Origin of the sequence: Candidatus Desulfosporosinus nitrosoreducens, assembly GCF_030954495.1 — a bacterium.
GTDB lineage: Bacteria > Bacillota > Desulfitobacteriia > Desulfitobacteriales > Desulfitobacteriaceae > Desulfosporosinus > Desulfosporosinus nitrosoreducens.
This window is the reverse complement of sequence record NZ_JAVHUW010000075.1, coordinates 13,248-39,001: the sequence shown is the minus strand read 5'-3', so window position 1 is coordinate 39,001 and position 25,754 is coordinate 13,248. Positions and strand designations below refer to the sequence as shown.

The window sequence follows — 25,754 nt, the reverse complement described above, 5'->3', positions numbered from 1 at the left end:
CTTAACCCTCCTTCTTTTTCAGGCCGCTCAGAATTCTCATCGGCGTAAGAGGCAGTACACTGAGCCCGGTCCCTAAGGCGTGGTTTACCGCATTGACGATGGCCGGAGCTATCGCGCAGGTTGCAATTTCCCCGATGCTTTTAGCTCCATAAGGTCCGTCATTTTCCCCTTTTTCTATGAGCAGCACCCGAACGGGCGGCATGTCCGGCGCATTGACAATATGATAGTTTGCCAAACTGTCCCCTCTTACTATACCAGTTACAGGGTCGATATCAAGATCTTCTGTCAGAGCCATACCTAAACCCATTTGTATTCCCCCGTAAATTTGCCCTTCCACAAAGCCGGGATTAATGGCTTTGCCGACATCAAAAGCAGCCACAACATCCAAAACTCTAACCAGTCCCGTCAGAGTATCCACTTCAACTTCGGCGAAATTTGCCCCGTAAGACCCGGGATTATCCGTCGCCCGGTAAGTTTCCGTGATAATAATTTCCGTTTGATTTTGGCGCTGAGCCCGACTGGCAATATCTCCATAGGAATATTTGCCTTCCGGGTCCCGGCGGGACCAAACCATCTCCTCGCACATCACCACGTCATCCTGAGCACAGTCAAGAATTAAAGCGGCCTGAGCGGAGAAAAGTTCTTTGACCGCCTCGGCGATTTTCAGCGCACCCCCGCCGCAGACGTGCATGACCCTGCTCGCTTGGGAACCAATATCATAAGGACTCGTCTCCGTATCCCCTTCGGGCATTTCTATGCGTCCGGGATCAATGTCCATGACTTCCGCCACAATTTGCTTAATCGAGGTGATGGTGCCGCATCCCAAATCGTGCAATCCGGACAATAGAATCATGCTGCCATCTTCCAGCATCCTTAAGGTCATCGTCACAAAATCCTGAAACGCTCCAAAATAGCCGTTTCCGTGCGTACAGCAGGCCATTCCTACACCTTTGCGGAATCGTCCCTGGCCTGGCGGCCTCCGTCGCTTGGCGTACCAGGCAAACAGCCCGGCCCCTTCCTGGGCGCATTCCACAATCCGCGCATCCCCGAGAGAGGGCCCTCCGCTTAAATCGGGATCATTGGGCCGAACTAAATTTTTTAAACGAAATTCCAAGGGATCTAAGCCCAGCTTGCGGGCCGTATGGTCCAGATTGATTTCCGAAATAGCCATGATTTGCGGCGTTCCGTACCCCCGGGCCGCCCCGGCAACCGGAGTATTGGTGTGCACAGCCATACCCTGGTATCGTTGATTGGCCACCCGGTAAAGCCGGAACAGCTTTTTGCCCATGGCTGTTACGAGAGCCGCGCCGTTCGAAGTATAAGCACCGGTATCCGCAAGCACCCGGAAGTCCCTGGCCAAAATCTTTCCCTGGCGGTCAGCCGCCGTTTTGACATAGCTGATTACTTTAGTGCGGGTACGGGTCGAAGCAATACAGGCCCTGCGCTCCAGCTCAACTTTGACAGGTTTGCCCGTCTTCAGGGCTAAATAGGCGCAGAGCGGTTCTAAAATAACTTCCTGTTTTCCCCCAAAAGAACCGCCCATGGGGGTTTTGATAACCCTGACTTTATTGAAAGGCAAACCGAGAACCCTAGCCACATTTAAGCGGACCGCATAGATAATTTGGCAAGGCGATAAGACCGTGATTTTCCCGTTGTGATCCGGGAGGGCAAGACACACATGCGGCTCCAGAGCGGCATGATGCACTTTCGGGGTTTCGATCCGGTCTTCCGCCACCAATTCCGCTCCTGCAAAAACTTCCTCCGGGCTTCCGCATTTCAGTTCCTTCCTGAAAAAAGGTTCGGAAACGGGATGAATCACTCCTTCTTGAGCGGGAACCTTTTCCGGGTCCAGATAAAAGGGCAGTTTTTCGTACTCCACCTTAATCAGGCCCAGAGCTTCCCGCGCCGTCTTGTCATCAACGGCCAGCACGGCCGCCACCCTATCTCCGACATAGCGGACCGTATCCGTAAATATCCGCTCATCCTCAGAGGTCATGGCCTGCTGCCCTTCAAACCAAACCTGACTGTTATAGGCGGTCTTAGGTGTATTTTCATGAGTAAAGACGCCCACGACTCCGGGCATGCTCAAAGCCTCCACAGCGTCAATCGACAGAATTTTGGCATGAGGCCAGGGACTGAATAGCAACTTGGCATGCAGCATGCCGTCAAATTTCAAGTCTCCCGTATATTTAAGCGTCCCCCTAACTTTGCCGGGGGCATCATGGATCGGCAGAGTTTTGCCGACATACTTCAGGCAATCTCCACTCATGAAAACATTCCTCCCAAAGACGGGTCTGAACCCCAAAGGTTAGCGGCCATTGTCCTGGCCAAACCTCTGACCGCCACTCGTTTGTAGGGATGGGAGCTTCTCCCCGTAATCGCTCCATCCACAGCTTCTACCAGCATTTCCTCCCAGGTTCTCAAAAGGCCCGGCCCAAGCTTTTGTCCTTCAAGGGCTTGTTCCACAGTCCTCAGGCGAAAAGCCGTTTCCCCCAGAGCCCCCACGGCAATCCGCACATCCTTGATAACCTTGCCGGTTTTCTCATAATTCAAAGCCACTGCCATATTTAAACGGGCAATCGATACGGCGCTCCGACTCCCTATCTTTTCGAAACCACTTAAAAAATGTTTCCCGCCGCTGGGAATTTCAATTCCGGTAATCACCTCAGAGGGCTTGAGACAGGTCCGGCCTTTGCCGGTCAGTATCCGGTCCATGGGAATTCTGCGTGCCCCCTCCGGTGCAAGGGTTGTGACTTGCGCTTCCAAAACTAAAAGTCCCGGCAAGCTGTCTCCCGCCGGCGAAGCGCTGGCGATATTCCCGCCCAGAGTCCCCCTGTTTCTGATTTGCGCCGAACCGATTTGTCCTGCGGCTTGAGCTAAACACAAGGCTCTGGCGCGAACTGCGGACTCCCGGGATAGACGGCTGAAAGTAGTCATACTGCCAATAGACAGCCTATCTTTCTCCTTTTGTACACCGTAAAGCTCTTTAACCTGAGATAAATCGACCACAAGCTGGGGCTTTTGCCGCCCTTTTTGGAGTTCAATGAGCAGGTCCGTTCCACCGGCTAAAAAAGCAAGCCGGCCGCTATAACCTTTAATCCCGGCTATCAGCTCTCCCAGGGACGTTGGTCCGAATAGGTCAAACCCCCGATACTCTCCGCCCATTACTTCCCGCCTCCATTTCCACAGACAGAGGTTACCTTTTGCTCTCCGGTAGGGAAATGCCTACTTAAATCGCCGCTAACGTCAGTAGCTGCGGCAACCTGCTGAATGGCCCTGATAATTTTGACATACCCGGTGCAGCGGCAAAGATTCCCGGCAATAGCCGTCCTAATCTCCGCTTCCTCCGGATGCGGGTTGTTCATAAGCAGAGCCTTGGCGGATAGGATCATCCCGGGAGTGCAGTACCCGCATTGAACAGCTCCCTGATCAATAAAGGCCTGCTGCAGCCGGTCAAGTTCTCCGTTTTTCTCTAATCCTTCAATAGTTATGATCTGACGGTTGCGGGCCTGAAAGGCCAATACCAGACAGGAATTGACCGCCTGGCCATCCATGATCACCGTGCAAGCCCCGCATTCTCCTTCCCCGCTGCACCCCTCCTTAGCCCCAGTTAACCTCAAAGTATCGCGCAGAACATCGATCAGCCGGTCCCGGGGGTTAATCCCCAGCCTTTGCTTCCGACCATTCACCGTCATCTCTATCTCCAGCATTTGCGCAGCCCCCTAATCCTCTTCCGGCACAGCCGATTCCCCGGTTTTCTGGAACTTGAGGCGACTATGCGGACATGTATACTGGCCTGAGCACATTTCGCAGGTAATAGCGCAGGATGAATTTGGTTTGCTCAAGCATCTGCCCAAGGGAATCATTAAAGAGTGTGACTTCACGGGTGACATGAGCAGTGTCTCTGTCAAGGTCACCCCGATTTGCGACCCGTCTAAAAGCTGAAAGATCGTCTTTTGAACTTCCAGGGGAACTTGCCGGCCTCCGGGACATAAATTATACCCGGTCTGCAGTCCCTGTCCGCTCGCCCGTTCAATGGCCAGACCCCGAATCAGCTCCAGGACCTCGTCCACGGCCACCGTCCCGCACCCGTCGAGGATCATCCCTTCCAGCATTTCGCCGTCTTGAAACAAGCGGGCAGATTCCTCCAGTAACTGCGGGCCAATCGTCTGCACAGCTACCATAACCTCTTCGGCGCCTTCAAAAAAGGACCCGGCAGCTTTAACGGGAAATCGATTGTCCAGAAGAATCTCCTCCCTCCCGGAGATCTTTACCGGAAAATAAGCAAAAATGCAACGCGCATCAATGAACTCTAAGGCCTGTAAACGAACCTTTTCAATAACTGAACGAAAACTCCTGCTCCTCTCGGAATCAGCATCCGGCATCCCTATGCGGCGATAAATCTCCGGAATATCCAGTGTTAGGTTTTTCCATTCCCGTTGTTCCATCCTCTATCCACTCCTTTAAACCCTAACTTCTTCGTCGTCTGACATAATATTTTACAGGCAAAGCTCTACCATCCTGGACCAAACCATAGATCAGCTCACTAAAAGCCTCAAGGTGTTACACCGATTCGCCGAATTTTGCTCTTGCCTTTCTCAGTATGGATGCTATTCCCGCCTTCACGTCTTCGGGAAGCGATTCCGGTTGGTAGGTTGCTAAAATATCTTTAATCCTCGTTCGGGCACGTTCAATCATCGTCAGACTTCCACTTTCTGTCCAACCCTCAAAACTGTTGAAATCCGAAAGATCTGCTTGCCAGTTCTCCCGGAAATGATCGGCAGTGTGATCATCTCCCAGGAAATTCCCTCCCGGACCCACCCGCCGGATTGCTTCAACTCCCAGAGACTCTCGATCCGTGTCGATACCTTTCAGCAAGCGTTTGGTCCTCCCAATGACCTCGTTGGAGATCACAAGCAATTCCAAAGATCCTGTCAAGCCGAATTCCATATAAAACACATCATGCATAATATTGCAGCCCTGCAAAGCCCCCATCAGAGTAAATTGAGTTGACTCCATCAGAGCTTGTTCGTCACAAACCTTAGAATTGCAGCATCCCGCATAGCCCCAGGAAGGAAGCCGGTAGTAATGCGCCAGATCAACCATGCCCCCTTGGAAGAGTATGGCCTCGGGCGTGGCATACACAGCCTGCATGGTTCTCATATCCAAAGGAGAATTGCCGTAACCATAAATGAAAGGAGCTCCCGGCGCCTTCAATTGATGCAGAATCAGGCCGCTTAAAGCCTCGGCATTGGCCAGAACCAGGGCGCCGCCCACCGTTGTGGGAACCGAGGCACCGGCAACGCCGCCACAGGCAAAATTTGTGGGCACCCCATGCTCCGCAGCCAGCAGGAGTTTGTCTACAGACTCCCTGGGCTGCTGCAGAGGAGAGGTCGGCTCCGTGTAAATCATGAACAGGGGTTTCTGACGCAAGCGTTCTTTTCCTCCCACAGCCACTGCCGCCATTTCGATAATATCCAGCAAGGTATCCCCGTCCTCGGCGATCACAACTTGGGGCTTCATCGTATTTTGCACCATCAGTGCATATTGCTCGCGGTTGATCATAGGTGGCTCCACGTCGGAAAGAAAACCCATGGACATTACGAAATCGATATTCGGCAGAGCGTCGCAAATTCTCACGGCCTGAGCCACATCCGCTTGGCGCCAGCTTCTCCGCTCCCGGCTGAAAGGATCTAAATAGTTGAGAGTATCCGAGCCCGTACCGAAATACACATTGGTTCCTTCCAGGTAAAGAGCTGCTTCTCCCTTGCGGTTGTATAAGGTAACCCGGGAAGGAGCGGACTGGAGGGCTTGCTTTATCAGGAAAGAAGGAAAACAAACCCGGTTCCCCCCCGCGACGCGGGCTCCTGCACTGCGCAAGATCTCCACGGCCTCTTCGTGGTGAATTATCAAACCTGTTTCTTCAAGGATCTGGCAGCTGGCCAAATGAATCTCCTCGGCCTGTTTTTCTGTCAGAGTCCGGAAATACAACCCATTCCCGTGGGAACTGCCTACACCCATGCCAAGACCTCCTTTTACGCTGATTTGCTGTTGTTTATCTGGATCTCCTGCGAGAGACTTTTTTCCGTTCCCCTGTCTCAGCGATGATTTCCGCCAAGCCTGTGCGAACTGCTTCCTCCAATGGTTCCGGCATATGGTTCTTTAAAATTTCCCGGGCTAATTCCCTGGAGCGGTCTTCTACGGTTTTGGCGCCCCCTTCCTCCCAGACCTCCCAGAACAAACGATTGAACTGCTTAGGCACCCAAATCTCCTCGCGAAAATGTTCATACGTATGCGGGTGAGCCACATAGTTTCCTCCCGGTCCTATCTCGTCAATCACATCGACGGCCAGAGTCTCTGCGTTCAAAGTCGTACCTCCGCCCATATAACGGGCATTGGAGATAAAATCGTCGCACATGGTCAAGAAGGTCAAAGAACCGGTTTTTCCGCCTTCGAGATATCCTACATCATGAACCAGATTTGCCCCCATCAGCTGGGCCATTAAAATCCCGTTGCCGGCCTCCATCCCGGCCTGGGCATCCGGGACAGGTGCATTCACACACCCAGCCTCGGTAAAATTGGGAATTCCATAATACTGGGATAATTGAGTCATGATGGCATAATTCATTAAAGTTTCCGGTGACCCGTATAAGGTCACGGTGCTTTTCATATCCATAGGGGTTGCCCCGCCGCCAATAATAATAGGCGCCCCTTTTTGTTTCAGCTGAGCCATGACCACGCCTGCCAAAGCTTCTGCATTCATCAAAACAATCGCACCCGCTTTGGTGACCGGCGTTGTCGCACCTGCTAAAATCCCGGGGGTGTACACAACGGGAACTCCATATTCAAAACAAGCGAACATTTTGCCGATGCCATCGTTTGTATGCACTAAGGGAGAAATCGGTTCCGAGTAGAGCATCATAAAGGGATTTTGGCGCAAGTTCTCCCTGCCTCCGGCGACTAAGGCGGCCATTTCCAATTGAGCACGCATATTAACTTCATCATGGGCCGTAACCAGCAAAGGTTTGGCCGTATTCGCAACCATAGCCTCCATTTGGTGCAGGTCGCTCACTTTGTCACTCTGATCAGAGGCAATGGCATAACTCATGACAAAGTCATAGTTCGGCAAGTAGTCCATAACCCGGCAGGCTAGTTCCACGTCTCTCTTAGTTGAGCGCCGCCGCTTTCCCGTTTCGAGATCGATCGTAAAAGGAAGATCCGATCCCGTTCCGAAATAGGTGCGATTCTTTTCCAGCGGCATGACCCGCCGGCCTTGCCGGTTTGCCACGGCAATTTTGCGCGGAGCTAAGCGCAGGCACTCTTCCACCAGCCAGCCCGGTATCCGGACGCGATGCCCATTGACAAGGCAGCCTGCTTCCGTCAGCAAACGCAAGGCCTCCGGATGATCGACTACAATACCTGTACGTTCCAAAACCTCTAAGGTGGCAAAATGAATCTCTTCCAGTTGGTTTTCCGTAACCCATCTTAAAAGCGGAGTTCCCTGTTCCGTACTGTTGGAACGAATCCTTCTCATCACTATATCCTCCTCTGCACCTGATACATCAATAGTCTTTTCCGGAACACCTTTTATCTGGGGACCATAAGGATAGCCTCCTTGGCGCAGACATCAACACAGCTTCCACAGCCCCAACACTTCTCAGGAGCAAACTCAACTTTTTTCCGGACCTTTCCTTCAACTATAATCCCGGCCTCTCCCGGGAAAAAAGCCCCAAAATTACATCGCCTGGCACAGGCGCCGCAGTGCGCGCAGCGCTTCAGGTCACGCCGGGCCACGTATTGAACAACCGGAAACACACCCTTTGTTCCTTTTTCCTGAGCCAACCGCGTAGGATAACAGCAACACGCACAACAATTGCATAACCAGGCCGCTCCTTGAGTACGCCAGTCACTGTTCACCTGCTGCATCAGCCCTTGTTTATGAGCCGACAAAATGATTTCTTTCGCTTCTTTCTTCGTAAGGGCACGTCCTAAGCTCCGATCCGTAATAGAACCGTCAAAACTGAAACATGTCCCTGTTGGTCTGCCACACCCGGCTAATTGGCGGCAGTTGCAGGGGACCAAGCGTATCTCGCGAACCCCTGCCAATAATCTCTCCAAATTTTCTATCAGCTCAAAAGTTTCCGGTGCTCTCTCCACGAACTCTCCCTTGCCCAGGGCTTCAAGGTACGGTGCCATTTTCCGGGCATAAGTTTCATAGCACCACTTATCTAAAGCCTGGAGAAGTTCCTGATCCAGCTCCCTATAATCCTCTTTAAATTTGCACAAATAATCTAAGCGCTCGTAGAAATCCGCCGCCCAATAGACCATTTCCCCCTGTACTTCTTCCCGGTGGAGGAGCTTTCCCACATAACATTCCTCTAAAAAAGCCTCAATTTCTTCCGCAGGACAGCCTAATTTCCCAGCTATCTCAGGCAGCGAACATCGTTGGCCGTCTAAGCGAATTACCAGAGCCATTTCCCGCTCTGTAACAAAGTATGGAAGATAAGGAAGAACGAACTCCGGCACGCCGAACAATCCGGCAAACTTTTTCCTTGTCAATTCCCTCTGGGCTTCCGGCGTTTCAGCTATCCCTGGCATCTAAAATCCTGCCTTTCACTTCAGAACGATAATTGACCACCCTATACCCCCAAGCCTAGAGGCATTCAAGGGCACAAAGTGGCCAATCTGAAGTATCATTTACCCGGGGAGCTAACGAACATTCTTATCGTTATATATCTTTATTTCAGTAATCCCTTGCTCTTCAGAAAAGTCGTAGAAACTTCTTCAACGGATTTCTTCTCTATGTCCGCTTGCATGTTCAGCTCTGTAATGGTTTTGGTGTCGAGCACTTCGCTCAGCTTTTTGAGGTCGGCTGTTAAGGTCGGATAGGCCTCCACAATTTGCTTTCTGACAACAGGACAGGCATTATACACAGGAAACGCCTTTTTATCATCTTCGAGCATCACCAGCTTATCTGTGACAATTCTCGGTTCCGTAGTGAAAGCTAAAGCCAAGTCCCCTTTTTGGGCTTTAAGGGTATCATAGTTTAAGCCCATTGCGACATCGACGATGTCATCTTTAGGCATCTTGAAATCATAAGCCTTTTCAAAGGACGGCAAGCCATCCGCCCGGCCGTCCCATTCCGGGAAACTGACAAACTTGAGGTGTTCGCCTTTTTTCACGAGAGCCACATAATCGGAGGTCGTTTTCAGATTATACTTGGCGGCTACATCTTGGCGTACGACAATTCCATAGGTGTCATTAAGGGGAGCATAATCCAGCCACTCAATGCCATTTTTAGAATCATCCCAGTCCTTAATCAGTTTGTAGCTTTCCTGCTCATCATAAACAGGTGCATGATTCATCAAATTAATAACGCCCGTACCGGTGTACTCCCAGTACATGTCGATTTGTCCGGAGGTCAGAGCAGGCCTGATGACCGCCAGTTCCCCTAAACCCATTTTATTATCCACGGGATAACCCAACCCTTTGAGATACTGGTAAGTCATCGTTCCCAGGAGAGAGGCTTCAGTGAAGGTCTTAGACGAAATCTTAATAGTCGGGCCTTTTTTGGCATTATCCGCTGTTCCGGAAGCAGCGGACTGAGAACCGCAGCCCGCAACTCCCCCCAAAGCTAAGACTAGAGCTAAGACTGTAACAAGGCCAAAGATAAATCTTTTCTTCATGTACATACTCCTTCCTAAAGAATAAGTATTGATCATCTATCTTCAAGCATTAAAGCCTTCAGCACCCTGCCCGGTTGATCCCCCTCCTTTCGACTCAATTCAGGTCAACTTATTCAACCCGCATACCGGGAGGAGTGATACGGTACTCGAGGAGACTAAGCACTCGATCCAAAAAGATCGCCATAATCGCCCCTAACCCAGCCCCAACCAGCAAGTATTCCGGTCTAAATAACGCCAAGCCGCCGATAATCAGATTTCCCAGACCTCCGGCGCCAATCAGTGCCGCTAAAGTCCCAATACTCACAACATAAACCGTGGCCGTGCGGATACCGCTGAGAATGATCGGCAGCGCTAAAGGAAGCTCCACTTCGTAAAGAATTCTCCTTGGAGACATTCCCATGCCGGAAGCAGCTTCTTTCACATCCGAGCTCACTTCCATCAACCCTGCGATGGTATTTCTCACAATGGGCAGCAGGCTCTGAAACAGCAAAGCTACCACAGCCGGCTTCATACCTAATCCCAAAATCGGCAAGGCCAAAGCAATAATCGCTAAACCCGGGATCGCCTGCAAAATATTGAGTAAGTTTAACATGACTAAGCCGAACTTTTTAAACTTCGGTCTTGTTAAAACAATCCCCAAAGGTACGGAGATCACGATAGCGATAAACACCGTCACCAAAACAATTTCCGAATGCTCCAGCAGGGCTTCCGGCGCCTTCTCGAACAAGGCAACCCTGAAATTCTCCCAACTCATCTAATCACCCTCTTTTCGGTAGACGTGGCGCCGGATGTCTTGGAAAGAGAGCACCCCGCACAATTCCTCACCCCTCAGAATCCCAAGATAGTCAGTGTCATATTCCAGCAACAGAGAAAGGGCATCCGGCAACACTGTTGTTGTCTGAACGAAGGCCTTCTCCCTGCGGGCCGCTCTTTCTCTGAGCTTGTCAAAGTCACTGCCAAGTTCGCTGAGATCGGCTTCCGTAATCTGCCCGCAGGCTTTGCCGTCCCGACTCAACAAGAAGGCCATCTCCGCGCCGCAATCTTTCATCTTTTGCGCCGCCTGCGTCAGCTCATCGTCCTTCACAACACACCTGACCGGCTTCATGGCCTCTTCCGCACGATAAAGATTGAGTTTTTTTACAACCCGGTCATGCCCGATAAAAGTTTCCACAAAGTCATTGACCGGACGGGTCAGAATCTCTTCAGGGGTCCCGAACTGAACCAGCCTCCCGCTATTGAAAATAGCAATTTTATCACCCATTTTAATGGCTTCATTGATATCATGAGTCACAAAGACAATGGTTTTCTTGATCTCTTTTTGCAAACGCAGAAACTCATCCTGAAGATGATTGCGGGCAATCGGGTCTACCGCGCCAAAGGGCTCATCCATCAGCATGATCGGCGGATCTACGGCCATTGCCCGGGCAACCCCCACCCTCTGCATCTGCCCCCCGCTCAGCTGAGCCGGATATTTTCCCCAAGTTTTCTCCACATCAAGCCCCATCATCATTAAAAGTTCTTCCACCCGCCTGGTGATTTTTTCCTTCGGCCATTTATACAGCCGAGGCACAATGGAGATATTCTCGGCGATCGTCCGGTGCGGCAGCAGGCCGATCTGCTGAATCACGTAGCCAATACCCATGCGCAGCTGATCCGGATCTGTGCTTAGTACGTTGTTGCCCTTGATTTTGATGACTCCGGATGTTGGTTCAATCATACGGTTAATCATCCGCAGCGTGGTGCTTTTCCCGCAGCCCGAGGGACCGACCAAAACACAAATCTCTCCCTCAGGCACGGAAAGGGACAATCGTTCTACCGCCGGCATCACCTGACCCGGGTACTGCTTTGTGACTTGCTCTAGTTCGATCATCAAGATCCCCCTCTGCCAACCTTCTCTAGTCTCAGACAAAATAGAAACCTGAGCTTAACGATTTAACCTTAACCCCCGGGGAACAATTAACTTCTCAATTCCCCCCAGAATTGTATCCAAACCAACGGCTATTATGGAGATAATCAGAGCCCCGGTAACCATCATGGGAGTGTTGGAACGCACAAGCCCCTCCGAAATAAACCGGCCTAAATTGCGTTCTCCTATGTAAGTGGCGATAGCCGCGATTCCCGTTGTCATCACAACTGTAATCCGAAAACCGGCGAAAATAATGGGAATACCTAAGGGCAAGAGAATCTCACGCATGATCCTACCCGAACTCATCCCCATTCCCCTGGCCGCTTCGATCACATTCCGATCCACATTTTTTACCCCGTCATAAACGCTGCGGATCAAAGGCATCATAGCGTAAAGAACTAAAGCAAACAGAGCGGACTTTCGGCCTAAGCCGAAGAAAGGAATAGCAACTAAAATAGCGAACATGGATAAACTGGGAATACAAAAAATCGTGTTAGCCAAGACTAAAACCCGAGCCGCCCATTTGTCGCTTTTAGTTAACAAGAGGCCGGCAGGAACCCATATCACTAAAGAAATCAGCACCGTCGTAAGAACAAGGGTAAAGTGATTGCCGGAATACTCCATGATCGTTCCGGTATTTTTGGTAATAAAGTTTACAAAATCCTCTAACGTCACTTCTCTCACTCCTCTCCCAATATTTTTCAGTTCTTGCTGTAAATCAAATACTTGGTTAAATTATCTTTTTGATGCAAAAACCATGCCCGTTTTCGGATAATTGTGAAATCAGCACCTCTGCCTGTCTCATGGAGCAGAAGTGCAGAGTTTTTTGCTCTGCAAATCCTGGCTAAGCCCATTCAACGCCTGGGTTTCAGGCCGGTGCAAACTCAATTTTGCAGCAAAATATTACTGCACATCCAGGCAAAATGAAGCCAATCCTCCTCTTACGCTACAAAGCGTCCGCACAATTCCACAGCGCTGCCGGCATCCGAGGCATAGCCATCCGCCCCGATTTGATTGGCAAAGGCCAGGGTGACAGGCGCCCCGCCGATCATGACCTTTACCTTATCCCTGAGGCCGGCTTTTTCTAAGGCTTTAATCGTTTCACTCATCCCCGGCATCGTCGTCGTCAGCAAGGCCGACATCCCCATAACTTTAGGCTGATGTTTGACGACGGCGTCTACGAATTGTTCCGGAGTAATATTGACCCCCAGATCAATGACCTGAAAACCTTGACTTTCCAGCATCATGACAACCAGGTTTTTGCCAATGTCGTGAAGATCCCCCCTGACCGTCCCCATAAGCACGGTCCCGCGCGAAGGGATATCGGCATCGGCGATATGGGGCTTGACGAGAGCCACGGCTCCGCTCATCGCCTTAGCACAGCGCATTACTTCAGGAACAAACATATCCCCTTTTTTGAAAAGTACTCCCACCGTATTCATCCCCGCAATCAAACCCTCATTGATAATCCGCAAAGGGTCCACTCCATGTTCCAGCATCCATTTGGTACCTTCGGCAGTCTTTTCCACATTTCCTTTAAGGACGTAATCACTCAACTCTGAAAATTCCATTTCTAACTCCCCTTTCAATTCTATTTATACTGTGGGAAAGTATAACCTCCCTGATACGTTCTGCAGGCCCTTTCCCGTTATCCTTAGCCGGCAAGGTCCGACATCTCTTAAACAAAAGAAATTAAACAAACTCAGGTTGACGATGAAACTTGCGCTGATAGTAATCGAGCAGTTCCTCTTCCACACCTGCAGGCAATGCCGGACGAAGGTAAGCAGCGATCCTGTCCTGCCAGATTTTATGCGCCCGTTCCCCAAGAAGGCTCCGGTAATCCCGCTGCGGAACATAGGCCTGACGGTCACAAAGCCTGGGATGCCAAAATTCCTGCCGGAAATGGTTCAAGGTGTGGTTCGTATCCAAAAAGTGACCTCCAGGGCCGCGGGAGCAAATCTCGGCGACCGCCAGGGTATCCTCATTGACGTTCAGCCCCTGGCGGAAGCGCCGGGCCATCCCGCCGATCTCCTCATCCAGAACCAGCTTTTCCAGCGATATGGTCAGGAAAGAATCCAATATCCCGGCCGAATGCAAGACAACATTTGTTTGAGACGCTACCGTAGAAACCATAGACAACACGGACTCCATACCTGCCTGAAAATCCAGACTCTTAGCATCTGTTAAAGCTCCTCCTGTCCGCGAGGGCAGATTATAATAGCGGGCCAGCTGATTGACTGCTCCAACCAGGAGGGAGAGTTCCGGCGCCCCCAGAGCGATGGACATTGTTTTCATATCGGAAATCGTCGAAGTATTGCCATAAACCACAGGAGTACCAGGATTAACAAGCTGGGTCAGAACGACTCCCGCCAAAATTTCAGCGTTATTTTGCACAAGAGTGCCGGCTAAGGTCGTCGGACTTGTTGCCATGGCCATACTGCAGGGAGCCAGAATCAGTCCCTGCCCTGCCCGGGCATAGAGCAGCAGACTTTCCAGCATCTTCTCCGAGTAGATCAGAGGGGAATCAGGATTAACCGTTCCCAACAGGTAACACCCCGGCCTTCTCTGAAAGATAATTTCGCTGACTTCCAAGGAAGTGCGCACAATCTCTCCCTCAAGTGTCAAACCCATTTGTGGCTTATCCGAATACCAGTGTCCGGCCAGAATCAGCAAAGCAAAAGTCTCCTGCTCAGAGAACCCCGGAATCTCCGGTATCACCAGCCCTCCCCCGTTCGTGTCAAAATGAGGGCTTTGGTGGATAAGACGCACAAGATTGAGGTAATCCTTTAACACAGCCTGACGCCTGACAGCGCCCAGGTCCTGAACATAAACACAGCCTGCGGGAGGGGCAAATACCGTTGTCGCCCCCCCGATCCAGACCGAGCGTCCGGGATTTCTCGCTTCCAGCAGAAACCTCTCGGGAGCCGTTTCTAAGGCTTGAGTAAGCTGAGCCCGGTTAAAATACACCCGGCTGCCTTCGACCCTCGCTCCCCCTCCGCGCAGAAGGGCCAGGGCTTCAGGGTGGCGAAACTCCATCCCCGCGCTCTCTAAGACCTCCAGGGTAGCCCTATGAATTGCTTCGATTTCTTGGCGGGAAAGCACTTCCAGCAAAGGATTCATTTTCTCACTCCTCTATAAGGAAAGCATCGCTTTCTGCGAGAGCAATCGCCAAACGCATTTGTTTGTTCATATAGCGGTCATTTTCCGTAGCGGGTACATCCTGACGCAGGCGATCATAAACCTGCCGGGTTCCCGGCGCCAGCTTCAACCCCGGGAGCTGGGGCTCGGCACAGGAAATTCCCTGAGCCGCGCAGAGAATCTCAATCCCCAGAATCTTGAAAAGATTGACAATCACCATTCCGGCTTTGCGGGCAGCCCAGGTCGCCATACTCACATGGTCCTCCTGATTGCTCTTCGTCGGAATAGAATCGGCACTGGCCGGGTAACAAAGGGTCTTGTTCTCGCTGACTAAGGCTGCCGCCGAACACTGTGCCAGGGTAAAGCCCGTATTGAGCCCCACCGAGGTGCCCACTAAATTGCGCGGCAGTCCATAACTCATAGTCGGGTCGAGCAAACGGGCACTTCGCCGTTCGGAAATATTCCCCAGCTCATGAACTGCCACAGTTAAGAAATCCAAGGCGAAAGCCAAATACTCACCGTGAAAATTTCCGCCGCTGAAGCCCACATACTCCCCATTCTCTTCCCGAAACACCAGCGGATTGTCCGTGGCCGCATTGGCTTCCCTGACTAAAATCTGATCCACAAAATCCAACACATCCCACACAGCCCCGTGAACTTGCGGTACACAACGCAAAGCGTAGGCATCCTGAACCCTGGGCTGCCATTCCCCGGCGCGCACTTCGTCCTTCAATTTAATTTTGCGTGCTTCGTCCGTCGTCCACTGGCTTCCCGCCAGGAGCCGGCGGATATTCTCCGCTGACCGGATCTGGCCCGGATGATTGCGAACCTCTTGAATTCTCGGTTCAAAGGCTCCCATTTCCCCGCGCATGGCCTCCATGCTCAAGGCACAGGCCACATCCGCCAACTTTGCGGCTCTGCGGGCATCATAGGCTGCCAGAACGGCTATGCCCAAGGTAAACGTACAGCCGTTGATCATCGCCAGGACATCTTTGGCCTTCATCTGAAAGCTCGCTTCCATTCCGGCCCGTGTCAGCCCTTCCTGGGCGGGTAAGCGCTGGCCTTGATAAAAAACCTCAGCCTCGGGGTGACCCACTAAAGCGGACACTAAGTGAGCCATAGGAGCCAGATCTCCGCTGGCACCCACAGATCCCAGGAGAGGAATCACCGGATGCACCCCGCGATTGAGCATTTCCAGCAAACGGTCCACCACTTGAATACGCACGCCTGAGACCCCTTTAGCCAGAGAATTGGCGCGCATAAGCATGGTCGCCCGAACCACGTCTTCCCCCGCCGCGTCTCCAATTCCCGAACAGTGGGATTCAATCATCAGGCGCTGAAAGAGGTCATTTTCTTCAGGGGCAATCCGGGTATCCTTTAATTTGCCGACTCCGGAGTTAAAGCCATAAATAATCGGCGCATCCTCCCGGAGCCAGTTTTTTTCAATATAGTTCCTGACATGGACTAAATTTTCGCGGACCAGAGGATCAAGACCGACTTGGGGAAGCCCGGCCTCCCGCCGGCCGGCTCTCGCCACCCGGACGATCATATCCAGGGTCAAATCCTGTCCTGTCAGCAAGAGAACCTTAGACTCTTGTTGAGAGGTAACCATCTTGCTCGTGCTCATAATCTTTCTTTTCTCTCCCTTTGCACCACAGCGTCAATTCCGGCCAGCACACCCTCCGGCAAGGGCGGGACTGTATGCTCCGCCAGCAGCTTCTTGACTCTCTCGTTGGCCAGCTCGCCAAAGGTCTTGCTCCCGGCCTCTTCCCAGGCATCGAGATTCAGACGATTGACAACATGGGTATCCAGGCGGTACTTGCGAAAATTATCCATGGTATGGTCCTCCCCGATGAAGTTTCCGCCAGGGCCTACAGCCTTGATGACATCCACGGCCAAGGTTTCCGCATTCACCTCGACGCCCCTGAGATAGTACTTGACGTTGCTGGCCGCTTCATCACAAAGCACCAGCATCTCCATGGACGAGATAAGACCAATCCCGATATAACCAGCATCATGGATTAGGTTTCCTCCCGCCAGGCCGGCGATCAAGGTGTTAAAACCCGCTTCCATTCCGGCCTGCTGGTCAAAAACGTGAGCATCGCTGCAACCGGCAGTGGTAAAGGTGGGGAGATTATAGTATTGACCGATCTTCACCAAAGAGGTGCAGCCCAAATCCCGCTGAGAAGATCCGTAGGAACAAATAAACGTGCGCAAATCCATCGGAGGAGTTCCGCCTCCATAGATAAAAGGCGCTCCTTTCTTCTTCAGTTGATGAATTACCAGGCCTGAAAGTTGTTCGGCATTGGCCACAACGAGGGAGCCCGCGGGAGTGACGGGGCCCGTGGCCCCAAGCATGGTAGCCGGCACATAAATCATGGGGATTTCCTTTTCCGCACAAGTTAAAAGTTTTTCCACCGCCTCTTTAGAGTGCATCAGCGGAGAGCTGGGTTCATTATATAAAGCACAAAAAGGCTTTAGCCTAAGATCCCGGTCTCCGCCGGCTACCAAAGAGGAAATCTCGTAAATATCCAGCAATCCTTGCCGTCCATGAGCCGTAAACAAAATCGGTTTGCGGGTATTGGTCACCATCGCCTGATACTGATAGACATCGGAAGCCTCCGGAGGCGCATCCGAAGCCAGGCCCAAAGACATGATGAAATCAATATGCTCCAAAGCGTCTGCCAGTTTGGCCGCCATCCCCACATCGGCATTTGTCGCCAAACGGCGCTTGCCTGTTTCCACGTCAATAGTATAGGGAGTATCCGAGCCTGAGCCATAATAAATTTTGCCTTTTTCCAGAATACAGGCAGGCTCCCCGGAACGATTGTATAACGTTACAGACTTCGGAGCGCCGGCTAAAGCTTCCTGAACCAGCCACACCGGCAAGCGGACACGAGTCCCTTCCACGTCAGCCCCGGCGTTTTTCAAAAGCTGCAGAGCCTCTTCTTCATACACTTCTACGCCGACTGTTTGGAGAACCTGAAGTGTCGCCGAATGAATCTCCTCGATCTGGTCATCGGAAAGCAAATTGAGTCCCACGGTCGCCTGTGCGCGCATGTTGACTTTCAAGAAAAGCATCCCCCTTTTATCCTTATGTTTTCTGGGAACTGTTTCCCAGCACCTTCAAGAAACCGAAAGTGTAATATTAAAATTAAGCTTGCAAATCCAATGCCAAATTTGACGACAAGCTAATTTTACTTCCAGAGAAAAAAGGCGAGACCGGAAGAGTCCATAATTGAACCTTTCCGGTCTCGCAACACTGACCATGCCTCTATGCCTTTCTCTTAAATCTCTGGCCCTAAGGTGCAAAATATCTTACTGCAAAATTGCATTGCAGCGAATTCTCTTTGCACCTTAGACTACCCTAATGTCGAAATTGCTCCGCGTCAATGCCTAACTTTTTAACCCGGTACTGCAAACTTTGCCGTAAAATTCCCAGTTCCTTGGCCGCGCGGCTGAGATTTCCGCGATGTTTTTTTAAGGCATCCGTGACAATACTATTTTCCATATCCAGCAGCGACGGGCTGAGCTGAGAAGGAACTTTACCCGCTTTAAAAGTTTCTTGCTCCATTTGCTGCTTGAGATACATGGGCAAGTGTTCACACGTCAGCCACTTCTCCTCTCCCGCCATGCAAATCATGCTTTCAATCGCATTCTCCAACTCCCGGATATTTCCGGCCCAACGATAACTCTGAAACATCCGGGCCAATTCCGGGTCCAGCTCCATTTTGCACTGAGAGTGGCGGGGAGAATGTTTTTTAATGAAATACTCAATCAGGCAGGGAATGTCCTCTTTCCTCTCCCGCAGCGGCGGAATCGTCAGAGAGATGACTGAGAGCCGGTAAAACAAATCCTCCCGCAGCAATTTCTTTTGCAGACAAGTCATTGGGTCCACATTAATCGAGCTGATAATCCGGCAGCGCAGGGGTATTTCCGTGACGCTGCCCACTTTGCGGTAAGTGCGTTCTTGCAGGGCACGCAGAAGTTTCGCCTGCAGCCCGAGACTCATAGAATTAATTTCATCCAGATACAAGGTCCCTTCATCCACATACTCAAAAATTCCCGTCGTCGGCACAGCCCCCGTATAAGCTCCTTTAACCGCTCCGAACAACATCGTCTCCAGGAGGTTTTCCGGAATTGCCGAACAGTTAATCGCCACAAAGGGATAATGTTTGCGGGGACTGCCGTTATGAATGCTTTGCACAAGCAATTCTTTGCCTGTCCCCGTTTCCCCGTAAACCAGAATATTAGCGGTCCCCGACATAGCCCTCTGCGCCCCGCGGATAACCTTTTCCATAGCCTTGCTTTTACCGATAATATCGGCAAAGACAAAATTCGCCCGCCCGGAATGTGCCGGGCTATTCTTTTTGCCTTCAAGCAAATCCGCTTTAATTTCCTGGATTTGCATCGTGCGCAATAACATTTCTTTTAGATGTGTAGCTTCCCGGCAGACTGAATAAACCGCTAACAGTTCATTCTGCCTTAAGACCGGCACCGTACTGGCCACCAGGTGAACCTCCAGTCCTTGGCGGGTAAAGTATTTCTGATAAGTTTCCCGGATCGGCTGCGCCGTGCGGGAAACTCTCAAATGCTCACTTGTATCCAGCGGTTGACTGTAAATCTCCGAAAGATGCCGGCCTACCACATCCTCCGGGTTTAAGCCTTCCAATAAGGCAATCTCCTGATTATAAAAAATTACATACCCCTTCGGATCTGTAATGAGAACCCCCTCATGAATGGAGTTCAAGATCGTTTCATAAATATGCACTTTTTTCCGCAAAGCTTCCGCACTTGCCCACCGCATATGCCGCCGTATCCCCATCTTGCCATCCCCCCCAGGCTACAATGAAATAACATTCGCTAATCAGAGCGGGCATCCCTTCCTGCCGCAAAAAAATTCTCAGGAGCAGATTATTGTTTGCTTAGGAAAACAAAAGCCATGCTTAATCGCGGACAAAATCCACGTATAAGGCATGGCTTTATTTATAGCTCGCTAATTTGGCAAAACAATAAGGGGCTTATCCTTGGACGGTCTGTACAGCAGGAAATTCCGCCCAATAACCTGGACGAGCTCGGAACGCGTCTGCTCCGCCAAATCTGCGGCCACGCTTTGAGGTTCTTCCAGACAGTTTTGCAGAACCCTGCCTTTAATCAGCTCCCGGGCTTCCAAGGCTTCATCTGCCTGGGTAACCACAGCTTCGGCGATTCCTCCTTTGCCTACCTGGAGAATCGGTACCATTTCATTGCCCATCGCCCTTAAATAACGTTTTTGCTTCCCTGTCAACACTTAGTTTCCTCCTAAATAATTTTTTCATCATGATTAAATCGTCCGGTCAATTCATTTAACCACGTATGTAGTTCTCTTAGCGAGCCTGAAAACATCGCCATCACTCATATCTCAAGGCCGTGATGGGCTCAAGTTTGGCGGCTTTCAGCGCCGGATAATAGCCGAAGAAGAGGCCTACGGCCAGAGAGAAAGTGACTGCAAACAGAATCGACCAGCCGGATAAGAGCGGCGGCCAGTTTAGAAGATTCGCTGTCAGCAAAGCGCTCCCCACTCCCAAAGCGATCCCCACAACTCCGCCGACCAAGGATAAAACAATCGCTTCCAAGAGAAATTGCAGTAAAATATCCCGTTCTTTGGCCCCTACCGCTTTGCGCAACCCGATTTCACGAGTGCGTTCCGTTACTGAAACCAGCATAATATTCATGATGCCAATCCCGCCTACGAAAAGGGAAATTCCCGCCACCAGACCTATAATACTCGTCAGGATACGCGTAATTTTATTCGTCGATTGAACGAGCTGCTGAACGTTGTAAGCCTCATACTGGTCCGTCGTCCCGTGACGCACATTTAGAATCTGCTTGGCACGTGCGATCACACTCTCCAAGTCTGACTCCTGATAAGTTGCTCCCTCTAATTGATCCACCCGAGTGGTTTGAAAAATATCTGTCCAGGTTCCCCAGGGGACATAAGCATAAGAGTTTTGCGGACTGACGTCAAACTGGGCAAACGCGGAAGTGTCTTTAGCCAAAACCCCGATCACCCGGCAGGGCACATTTTGAATCATCAGTTGCTGCCCTAAAGGATTACCGGCTCCGAATAAACTATCGGACAAGGTTTGATCAATCACCACAACCCGGCGATCCGCCTCAAACTCCTCCTCAGAAAAAAAACGTCCTTTGGCCACTTCCCGGCGGCGCAAAACGGCAAATTCCGGCGTCGTTCCCACAAGCATAGCCGAAGAATTCTTTTGGCTCACTTCCATGGCGGCATAGTCGACGCTCGTCGGGAGCAGTGTCTTCACTTGGGGCAGGGCGCTTTGCAAAGCTTCACTGTCCGATAAGCTCAAAAGGTTCGCTTCAAGTCCGCTTTGTCCGGTGGTCGACTTCGGGTACAGGACAAAAAGATTAACCCCGCTTTTCTCCATTTCCTGCATGATTGCCGCTTTCCCGCCCAGCCCAATGGTTACTACGGCAATCACGGCAGCAATGCCGATAATGATTCCCAACATTGTCAGCCCCGTCCTCAGCTTGTTCGTCCGCAGGCTAAAGAGGGCCCCCCGCAGAGCTTCAAAGGGACTCATGACCCTCCACTTCCCTGCTCCGCCGTCACGGCCAGGCCTTCAGAGAGCTGATTCGAAGGATTCAGAACGATGAGATCCCCGGACTTTAAGCCGCTGGTAATTTCTTGGTGCGTATCGTTGCCAATACCCACTTTAACCTCGGTCTTATGCAGGCGTCCTTCTTGAATTCGGTAGACATAGTTCTTGCTGCCTTCCTGAAACAAAGCCTCCAAAGGAACAGCCAAGACCCCTTTTTTAGTTGCCACGACCACTTGAATATTGACATTATAGCCCGGTTTCAGTCCGGCCGGTACTTGATCTAAACGAATCGTTACTCCTACTGTGGGGGAGGTATTTGCTTGAAGGCTTGCTTGGGTCGCCGCTTCAGGAGCAATTTCCGCGATAATACCCGTAACTGCCGCGGTGCCTAGGGTTTTGCTGGTTACCGTCACTTTTTCCCCCCGCTTAACCTTGTTGGCATCCATTTCATTAAGCTGAACCACAACATTCATATGGTTCAGCTCCCCGACAACCACTAAGGGCTGTTGGGCCGAAGCCAAGTCCCCGGCCTGAGCATTCACCTCCAGAACCGTCCCGGAGAGAATAGCTTTGTAACTCAACAGATCCCGTTGTATTTGGGCAAGATGCAAAGCTTCCTGAGCCTGTTTTAAGGCTGCCTGGCCCTGGGCCAGAGCTCCTTGAGCCTGAGAAACCGCACCGGAACCTTCTAAAACGCTTGTCAGAGAACCGACATTCGCCGCACCGTTATTATTAGTTCCAGCGGCACTTCCTCCGCCGTTGCCGTTTATATTCACAACGTCCATATTACTTTGACCTGCACTCCCGGAATTTGCCGAGGCAGCAGTACCTGCCGCAGCATTTGCGGCGGCTGCCGCCAGGCTTTGAGCGCGCTTCAGTTCCGCCAGACTATTCTGCGCAGCATTAACAACGGCTTGGGCTGCTTCAACACCGGCCTGAGTTTGGGCCACTTGAGCATCTGCCAGGGTCGTATCGAGGGTGGCAAGGGTTTGCCCTGCTTGAACAGTGTCTCCGACCTTTACGGCTACTTTGGAGACAATTCCGGGATTTAAGACCCGTACCTCCTGGCGTGAACCGGGGGCAACGCTTCCTGTCGCATAGACATCCTCCTGCATGGAAATCGGCGCCACGGTCCCGGCCGTGACCTTCAGAGTACCCCGAGCACTCCCCCATATCCACCATCCGGCAACAGCCAAAACAAGAAGCACAAGCACTATCCCAATTCCCCACCAGAGATATCTTTTCACAGCGTTACCCCCAAACGACGAAAATTCTCACCCTACTCCCATTCGAACGTCACACCGGCAATTTCCACACTGTCTCCTTCTTTAATCCCCGCTTCACGCAGAGCGTCGTCCACCCCCATCGCTTTAAGGATGTTCTGGAAACGGTAAACGCTTTCTTCCCGATCGAATAAAGTCATGCGAACATGTTTTTCAATTTCCTTGCCGCTAATCGTATACTGATTGTCTGTTTTGGAAATCTCAAAGCGCTTTTCCGGCTGCGCCTTCGTCACGCGATGATCTGCCGCATAGACTGCAATCTCCGGCACCGGAATATCAGGCAGCCGTTGAGCGATTCGGTAAATCAAGGCTTGCAGTCCTTCCCCCGTGGCCGCAGAAACCGCAAACATCTCCTGTCCTTCCTCCAGCACATCTTGTAAACGCCGCAGGTTTTCTTCAGCACCGGGAATATCAATTTTATTAGCCACGACAATCACAGGCCGCTCGGCCAAAGCCGGACTGTACAGCCGGAGCTCTTCCTGGATAACCCGGAAATCCTCCAGAGGGTCCCGTTCTTCCGAGCCGGAAATATCCAAAACGTGCAGGATTAAACGTGTCCTTTCCGTATGGCGCAAAAATTCATGCCCGAGCCCGGCCCCGGTATGGGCGCCCTCGATAAGGCCCGGAATATCTGCCATAACAAAGCTCTGCCCATCATCAAGTTCAACCACTCCCAGATTCGGCACAAGGGTGGTGAAATGGTAATCCGCGATCTTAGGATTGGCGGCCGAAACCCGTGAAATTAAAGTAGATTTTCCTACATTAGGGAATCCTACCAGGCCAACATCGGCCAGAAGCTTGAGTTCCAAGCGCATCCAGTGCTCCTCACCCGGTTCACCATTTTCCGCCAAAGTGGGGGCTTTGTTCGTATTGCTCATGAAGCGGGCATTTCCTCTGCCGCCTCTGCCTCCGGCGGCAACAACGATACGCTGACCGTGTTCTGTTATATCGGCAATTACGTCACCGGTTTCATCTTCAATAACCACTGTACCCACAGGGACGCGCAGAAGTACGTCACTGCCGCTTTTTCCGCTCATATTCTTGGCTTGCCCGTGCTCTCCGCGTTCCCCTTTATAATGCCGTTTATAACGAAAATCTACTAAAGTGCTCATACCTTCATCGCCGACGAAAACAACATCTCCCCCGCGGCCGCCGTCTCCACCGCTCGGCCCGCCTTCGGGAACGTATTTTTCCCGACGAAAGGCGACAGCGCCTGCTCCGCCGTCGCCCCCCTTGACATAAATCTTGGCCTGATCATAAAACAGTGACATACCCATTCTCCTCGTATCCTAAATTAACTCCCAATATAACAGCCATTGATAAATACTTTTCCATTATTTCACACAAGTTGGCTGCAAAGGACTTTCCCAATTTGAAAGTCACAGATTATTCTAAATGAATGATTTCAAAATAAATAACTAGTTACTCCGACAGCTCTCGCGTAAAGCGAACCGTCTTATCAATAAGCACCTTTTCTTCATTCTCTAAAATAAATTGACAAGAAAAACCTTCCGGTTCATCAAATAAATACACTTCGGAGCTTAAATCAGAGAATCCCTTATAGCCTTCAGAAAGCTTCAAACATTCTCTAGTGTACCCGGATAAGCCCTCTCCGTATTCTCCCCGCCAATGATCCCGCCAAAAATCTTCCAGTTTCATCTCTTCAGGGTAATCTAAAGTAGTAACGACATCCATCTGCCCGAGACGAATAACCCAGCCGAGCAGAAGCGCGGAGAGTACAGGGACCGGGATTTGACTAATCTTTTGCTCCTCATGAGGCCTGATTAATTCACGCATATAAGCGAAAGCCTTCTCAGGCTGCTGAAGCTGAAGATTGCCCATTACAACCTGCCAATGATTTAAAAAATCGTGCCTTTGAAGACGGTACCATTGCAGCATATCCGCCAACAAATTATGTTCGAGATCTGACATTGTCATCGTTCCCCTCATTGGAAAACTCTAGTGTTTTCCATTATTTTCTAAGATACAAACGATTGCTCTGTAGATACACGAAAAACCCCTGGGGAAAACCCAGGGGCGTAAAGAAAGCTGCTTATTGGGCAATAGCCGCCGGTACTTTGCGTTCAGCATAAACACTTACTTGTTTGCGATTCCTGTCTTTATGCTCAAATTTAACGTATCCGTCGATCAGAGCAAATAAAGTATCATCTTTACCAAGACCGCAATTTTTAGCGGGATGAAACTTCGTTCCCCGCTGGCGCACAATAATCGTTCCAGCCTTGACAAATTGACCGTCACCGCGCTTCAAGCCAAGACGCTGCGCATTGCTGTCCCGACCGTTGCGAGAACTACCCACCCCTTTTTTGTGAGCGAAGAGTTGCAGATTCATGTTTAACATGGAGTCCACCTCCTTTGATCAATAACTATATACGCCGGTCCATAAACCGATTCTATCTGTTCAATACCAAGCTTTAGCGTTTGCAAAATCCACTGGGCCTGATCCACTTCCTGCTCGGAAACTTCTGCAAGCAGACAAGAGAGAAAACCCTCCTCTTCCTGAACTTGGGGAGCCTGCGAGAGAAAATGTTCCAGTCCATTGACTGCCGCGATACCCAAGGCAGAAACGCCCGCACAGACAATATCCTGACCCGCTTCCGCATATCCGGCATGACCGGACAACTCAAAACTTCGAATCCGTCCCAGTTCATCCGTCCATACTAAGAAACGAATCCCATCCGGTCCTTTACGCTTGGAGTGCTTCGACAAGAACTTTTGTGTAAGGTTGACGATGTCCTTGTTTACGACGGTAGTTTTTCTTAGCCTTGTATTTAAAGACAATAACCTTCACCCCTTTGCCGTGCTCCACAACTTTAAGCACTGCGCTGGCACCTGCTACAGCAGGGGTCCCCACCTTGACAACACCCTCTTTTTCCAAGAGAAGAACTTTGTCAATCGTCACGGTATCTCCAACATTGGCGTCTAATTTTTCAACGAGAATCTCGTCCCCTTCTTGGACGCGGAATTGTTTTCCACCGGTTTCAATCACTGCGTACATATCTACACCTCCCATATCCTAGACTCGCCATTGCAGGTCGGTTTTTTAAGAAGTAAAAAACCTCGTTGACACCTGATTCGAGCGGTTGCGGTGAGAAGTCACCACATTTAGTTATTG

At 51.0% G+C, this 25,754-nt stretch carries 24 protein-coding genes and 1 other annotated feature; all 24 genes read right to left on the bottom strand.

Going from position 1 to position 25,754, the window contains the following annotated elements; all coding sequences use genetic code 11:
* Window position 1: 1 nt before the first annotated feature.
* The 24 genes from REC12_RS22070 to rplU all read right to left on the bottom strand — a co-directional run bounded on the left by REC12_RS22070 (window position 2) and on the right by rplU (window position 25,637).
* A complete protein-coding gene (locus REC12_RS22070; protein ID WP_308897989.1) occupies window positions 2-2,269 on the bottom strand; it encodes a xanthine dehydrogenase family protein molybdopterin-binding subunit in 2,268 nt (755 codons plus the stop codon).
* Window positions 2,266-3,165: an FAD binding domain-containing protein gene (locus REC12_RS22065; RefSeq protein WP_308897986.1), complete on the bottom strand. Its 900-nt coding sequence runs from the start codon at window positions 3,163-3,165 to the stop codon at window positions 2,266-2,268. The genes REC12_RS22070 and REC12_RS22065 overlap by 4 nt, the downstream gene beginning before the upstream one ends.
* Complete coding sequence (locus REC12_RS22060; protein WP_308897984.1) at window positions 3,165-3,710, bottom strand: (2Fe-2S)-binding protein; 546 nt, start codon at window positions 3,708-3,710, stop codon at window positions 3,165-3,167. The genes REC12_RS22065 and REC12_RS22060 overlap by 1 nt, the downstream gene beginning before the upstream one ends.
* Window positions 3,711-3,722: 12 nt before the next feature.
* Window positions 3,723-4,448 carry a vitamin B12 dependent methionine synthase gene (locus tag REC12_RS22055; protein ID WP_308897983.1) on the bottom strand — a complete coding sequence of 242 codons (726 nt, stop codon included), beginning with the start codon at window positions 4,446-4,448 and terminating at the stop codon, window positions 3,723-3,725.
* A gap of 115 nt (window positions 4,449-4,563) precedes the next feature.
* A complete protein-coding gene (locus REC12_RS22050) occupies window positions 4,564-6,021 on the bottom strand; it encodes a trimethylamine methyltransferase family protein (protein ID WP_308897981.1) in 1,458 nt (485 codons plus the stop codon).
* 34 nt (window positions 6,022-6,055) lie between these two features.
* On the bottom strand, window positions 6,056-7,534 hold the full coding sequence (locus REC12_RS22045) for a trimethylamine methyltransferase family protein (RefSeq protein WP_308897979.1): 1,479 nt from the start codon (window positions 7,532-7,534) through the stop codon (window positions 6,056-6,058).
* Window positions 7,535-7,587: 53 nt separating this feature from the next.
* Window positions 7,588-8,598 (bottom strand): ATP-binding protein, encoded by a 1,011-nt coding sequence (locus REC12_RS22040; protein ID WP_308897978.1) that lies wholly within the window; start codon window positions 8,596-8,598, stop codon window positions 7,588-7,590.
* Between the two features lie 140 nt (window positions 8,599-8,738).
* Window positions 8,739-9,692: a glycine betaine ABC transporter substrate-binding protein gene (locus REC12_RS22035; RefSeq protein ID WP_510167182.1), complete on the bottom strand. Its 954-nt coding sequence runs from the start codon at window positions 9,690-9,692 to the stop codon at window positions 8,739-8,741.
* 103 nt (window positions 9,693-9,795) lie between these two features.
* Entirely contained in the window at window positions 9,796-10,440 is a 645-nt protein-coding gene (locus tag REC12_RS22030) for an ABC transporter permease (RefSeq protein ID WP_308897974.1), read from the bottom strand.
* The gene (locus REC12_RS22025) at window positions 10,441-11,556 is read right to left on the bottom strand and encodes a betaine/proline/choline family ABC transporter ATP-binding protein (RefSeq protein WP_308897972.1); all 1,116 of its coding nucleotides are present in this window, start codon (window positions 11,554-11,556) and stop codon (window positions 10,441-10,443) included. It abuts the gene before it with no gap.
* A 54-nt stretch (window positions 11,557-11,610) separates the two neighbouring features.
* A complete protein-coding gene (locus REC12_RS22020) occupies window positions 11,611-12,267 on the bottom strand; it encodes an ABC transporter permease (protein WP_308897970.1) in 657 nt (218 codons plus the stop codon).
* Between the two features lie 266 nt (window positions 12,268-12,533).
* Window positions 12,534-13,163: a cobalamin B12-binding domain-containing protein gene (locus REC12_RS22015; protein ID WP_308897969.1), complete on the bottom strand. Its 630-nt coding sequence runs from the start codon at window positions 13,161-13,163 to the stop codon at window positions 12,534-12,536.
* 121 nt (window positions 13,164-13,284) lie between these two features.
* Window positions 13,285-14,712 carry a trimethylamine methyltransferase family protein gene (locus REC12_RS22010; protein WP_308897967.1) on the bottom strand — a complete coding sequence of 476 codons (1,428 nt, stop codon included), beginning with the start codon at window positions 14,710-14,712 and terminating at the stop codon, window positions 13,285-13,287.
* A gap of 4 nt (window positions 14,713-14,716) precedes the next feature.
* The gene (locus REC12_RS22005; RefSeq protein WP_308897965.1) at window positions 14,717-16,357 is read right to left on the bottom strand and encodes an HAL/PAL/TAL family ammonia-lyase; all 1,641 of its coding nucleotides are present in this window, start codon (window positions 16,355-16,357) and stop codon (window positions 14,717-14,719) included.
* Window positions 16,354-17,802, bottom strand: a complete 1,449-nt coding sequence (locus REC12_RS22000; RefSeq protein ID WP_308897964.1) for a trimethylamine methyltransferase family protein — start codon at window positions 17,800-17,802, stop codon at window positions 16,354-16,356. Before REC12_RS22000 ends, REC12_RS22005 begins: the two co-directional genes overlap by 4 nt.
* A 295-nt stretch (window positions 17,803-18,097) precedes the next feature.
* Window positions 18,098-19,555, bottom strand: a complete 1,458-nt coding sequence (locus tag REC12_RS21995; protein ID WP_308897963.1) for a sigma-54 interaction domain-containing protein — start codon at window positions 19,553-19,555, stop codon at window positions 18,098-18,100.
* A 171-nt stretch (window positions 19,556-19,726) separates the two neighbouring features.
* Complete coding sequence (gene yhbY / locus REC12_RS21990) at window positions 19,727-20,020, bottom strand: ribosome assembly RNA-binding protein YhbY (protein ID WP_308897961.1); 294 nt, start codon at window positions 20,018-20,020, stop codon at window positions 19,727-19,729.
* Window positions 20,021-20,120: 100 nt separating this feature from the next.
* Window positions 20,121-21,320, bottom strand: a complete 1,200-nt coding sequence (locus tag REC12_RS21985) for an ABC transporter permease (RefSeq protein WP_308897960.1) — start codon at window positions 21,318-21,320, stop codon at window positions 20,121-20,123.
* The gene (locus REC12_RS21980) at window positions 21,317-22,585 is read right to left on the bottom strand and encodes an efflux RND transporter periplasmic adaptor subunit (RefSeq protein WP_308897959.1); all 1,269 of its coding nucleotides are present in this window, start codon (window positions 22,583-22,585) and stop codon (window positions 21,317-21,319) included. The genes REC12_RS21985 and REC12_RS21980 overlap by 4 nt, the downstream gene beginning before the upstream one ends.
* A 32-nt stretch (window positions 22,586-22,617) precedes the next feature.
* Entirely contained in the window at window positions 22,618-23,886 is a 1,269-nt protein-coding gene (gene obgE / locus REC12_RS21975) for a GTPase ObgE (protein WP_308898008.1), read from the bottom strand.
* Window positions 23,887-24,043: 157 nt separating this feature from the next.
* Window positions 24,044-24,553: a Spo0B domain-containing protein gene (locus REC12_RS21970; RefSeq protein WP_308897958.1), complete on the bottom strand. Its 510-nt coding sequence runs from the start codon at window positions 24,551-24,553 to the stop codon at window positions 24,044-24,046.
* 121 nt (window positions 24,554-24,674) lie between these two features.
* Window positions 24,675-24,980 (bottom strand): 50S ribosomal protein L27, encoded by a 306-nt coding sequence (gene rpmA, locus REC12_RS21965; RefSeq protein WP_308897957.1) that lies wholly within the window; start codon window positions 24,978-24,980, stop codon window positions 24,675-24,677.
* Window positions 24,974-25,420 carry a ribosomal-processing cysteine protease Prp gene (locus REC12_RS21960; RefSeq protein ID WP_308897956.1) on the bottom strand — a complete coding sequence of 149 codons (447 nt, stop codon included), beginning with the start codon at window positions 25,418-25,420 and terminating at the stop codon, window positions 24,974-24,976. The genes rpmA and REC12_RS21960 overlap by 7 nt, the downstream gene beginning before the upstream one ends.
* Window positions 25,326-25,637: a 50S ribosomal protein L21 gene (gene rplU / locus REC12_RS21955; RefSeq protein WP_308897955.1), complete on the bottom strand. Its 312-nt coding sequence runs from the start codon at window positions 25,635-25,637 to the stop codon at window positions 25,326-25,328. The genes REC12_RS21960 and rplU overlap by 95 nt, the downstream gene beginning before the upstream one ends.
* Before the next feature lie 10 nt (window positions 25,638-25,647).
* Window positions 25,648-25,734: a sequence feature (ribosomal protein L21 leader region), on the bottom strand.
* Between the last annotated feature and the right edge of the window lie 20 nt (window positions 25,735-25,754).